At 68.0% G+C, this 1,471-nt stretch carries 2 protein-coding genes; both read right to left on the bottom strand.

The features are described 5' to 3' along the window. On the bottom strand, positions 1-277 hold a 277-nt coding region (locus tag ABGB08_RS54555), incomplete at its 3' end, for a PTS lactose transporter subunit IIB (RefSeq protein ID WP_347608498.1). A 5-nt stretch (positions 278-282) separates the two neighbouring features. Continuing rightward, positions 283-1,380 carry a PTS mannitol transporter subunit IICB gene (locus tag ABGB08_RS54560; RefSeq protein WP_347608500.1) on the bottom strand — a complete coding sequence of 366 codons (1,098 nt, stop codon included), beginning with the start codon at positions 1,378-1,380 and terminating at the stop codon, positions 283-285. Between the last annotated feature and the right edge of the window lie 91 nt (positions 1,381-1,471).

Raw genomic sequence — 1,471 nt, forward strand, 5'->3', positions numbered from 1 at the left:
CCGTCACCAGCCTGGTCACCGCCGGATCACCGATGAAAATCTGGAACGGCACCAGCACCACACCCGGAGCGCTCACCCGGGCCCGTTCCGCCAGCCCGACATGACTGACGATCACATCGGCGTCCTCGGGGATGGAGTTGACCGGGGTGTGCACCACCTCCACCTGGGTGCCCTTCAACTGCTTGCGGAGCTGGCTGGCCAGCATCACGCTGCTGCCCATCCCCGCGTCACAGGCCACGACGAGCTTGCGGACGTCCTTGCTGTCGATGCTGGCCATCGCCTTTACGCCTCCTGCGCCGCGGGCTCGGTACCCGCCGGCGTCTGTTCGTCGTTGGATCCCCGGCCGAAGCCCAGCAGCGCCGACGCCACGATGAACGACACCCCCGTCGCCACGATGATCCCCAGGATCACCCCGAACCAGCCGCCCTTCGGCGTCACCGCCAGATAGGCGAAGATGCTGCCCGGCGACGGCGTGGCCACCAGCCCCGCACCCGTCACCAGGAACGTCAGAATCCCCGACGCGCCGCCGGCGATCACGGCCAGGATCAGACGCGGCTTCATCAGCACATACGGGAAGTAGATCTCGTGGATGCCGCCCAGGAAATGGATGATCATCGCCGGCGGGGTGGAGGGCCGCAACGACCGCGGCCCGAACAGCATGTAGGCGATCAGCAAGCCCAGCCCGGGACCGGGGTTGGTCTCCAGCATGAACAGGATCGACTTGCCGGTCTCGGCCGCCTGCGCCACGCCCAGCGGCCCCAGCACGCCGTGGTTGATCGCGTTGTTCAGGAACAGCACCTTGGCGGGCTCGATCAGGATCGAGGCCAGCGGCAGCAGCTGCTGCCCGACCAGGAAGTCGACGATCTCGCTGGCCCGCTCGGTCAGCCATTCGACCACCGGCCCGATGCCGAACACCCCGGCCACCGCCGCCGCGCCCCCGATGATGCCGGCGGAGAAGTTGTCCACCAGCATCTCAAAGCCCGCGCGGGTACGCTCCGCGGTGAACGCGTCCACCTTCTTGATGATGTACGCCGCCAGCGGGCCCATGATCATGGCGCCCAGGAACATCGGGACCTCGCTGCCGACGATCACCCCCATCGTGGCGACCGCGCCGACCACCGCGCCGCGCTGGCCGTGCACCATCCGGCCGCCGGTGTAGCCGATCAGGATGGGCAGCAAAGAACTGATCATGGGGCCGACCAGAGCGGCCAGCGTCTCATTCGGCAGCCAGCCGGTGGGGATGAACAGAGCGGTGATCAGGCCCCAGGCGATGAACGCGCCGATGTTCGGCATGATCATCCCGGCCAGATGGCCGCCGAAACGCTGGATCGTGGCCCGGATGCCGGTTCCCTGAACCGTGGGGGTATATGGGGTGGCCAACTGATGTACTCCTTCGGGGTGGGCAGCCCTTGCGGGGGCTGCCTGGTGGGGGGAATGCGCCGCTCATCCCCCGGGCATGAGCGGCAGGGCC

This window comes from Acrocarpospora sp. B8E8, from assembly GCF_039871605.1.
GTDB lineage: Bacteria > Actinomycetota > Actinomycetes > Streptosporangiales > Streptosporangiaceae > Acrocarpospora > Acrocarpospora macrocephala.